Raw genomic sequence first — 1,207 nt, forward strand, 5'->3', positions numbered from 1 at the left:
GTCTTTCTTGAAGAGCACGATCCATTCCTTGGTGTTGGTCGGATTCGGAACGATCTGGGTATCGAACGTAGCCCCATCAGCATGCCTGTTCTTGATCTCGGCTCGCTTCATTTCGCTCTCCCCGGTGCTGATCTCATGCGCCGATTCGAATGGGCGGTTGCACCATGCTCAACATTGTCGAGTGCCGGATTTGGTGCTGTCCAGAAAAGGTACAAAAGCACATTTGTACCTTCCCTGGATCGGTTCGCCGTGGCGGCTGTCGGCCTGATCGGTTTCGCACTCAACAGATTCCACTTCCTGGAAGACACAGCTCTCAAATCGGCAATTCAGTCGGCCACTGCGCAAGACTTTGCGCAATGGGTATGCGCTACCATCCAGCCGGCCCCGCTTGGAGCAAGCGGATGTTTCAATCGCGCTGTCATGGACGATCCCTTCTATGTTGGCTGCCAACCAGACCCATATTGCCCTCACCCTCCAGGGGGTGAACACCGATCTTCAGGTGCTCGAATTCAGCGGGGATGAGGCGGTCAGTACGCCTTACTGTTTCGACATCGCCTGTGTCAGCGACCGCGCCGATCTTGACTTGGAGGCGCTGCTCAATCAGCCCGCTTTTCTCAGCTTCGGCTCCGAAGGAACAGGGATTCACGGCCTGATCCATGAAGTGGCCCAGGGCGAATCCGGCAAGCGGCTGACCCGTTACCACCTGACGTTGGTACCACGCCTGACGTACTTGGGCCTGCGGAGCAACCACCGCATTTTCCAGAACCGCACGGTGCCCCAGATCATCGCCGAGGTGCTGGAGGAGCATGGCATCCTCGCCGATGCTTACCGCTTCCAATTCGGGCCTACCGTGTACCCCGAGCGGGTCTACTGCGTGCAATACGGCGAGTCCGATTTGCATTTCCTGCAGCGGCTTTGCGAGGAGGAGGGCATCCACTTCCATTTCCAGCACGCGCCGGACGGCCACACCCTGGTGTTCGGCGATGACCAGACCGTCTTCCCCAGGCTCGGGCGGCCCACGGCCTATGTACCGGACACCGGCATGGTGGCCGACGAGCCGGTCATCAAGCGCTTCGGTCAGCGCCTGGCCACGCGCGTCAGCCAGGTGGCGCATCGGGACTACAACTTCGAAAAGCCGCACGTGCGGATGGCGGCGGACACGCGCAGCGCATTCCTGCCCGCCCTGGAGCGCTACGACTACCCAGGA

Annotated in this window: 1 protein-coding gene; it reads left to right on the plus strand. The window is 60.1% G+C overall.

Going from position 1 to position 1,207, the window contains the following annotated elements:
- Positions 1-436: 436 nt before the first annotated feature.
- Positions 437-1,207, plus strand: a 771-nt coding sequence (gene tssI, locus BZL41_RS00340) for a type VI secretion system tip protein TssI/VgrG (RefSeq protein WP_143517990.1), incomplete at its 3' end; no start/stop codon positions are given.

The organism is Pseudomonas sp. PIC25, assembly GCF_002286785.1.
In the GTDB taxonomy this organism is placed as follows: domain Bacteria; phylum Pseudomonadota; class Gammaproteobacteria; order Pseudomonadales; family Pseudomonadaceae; genus Pseudomonas_M.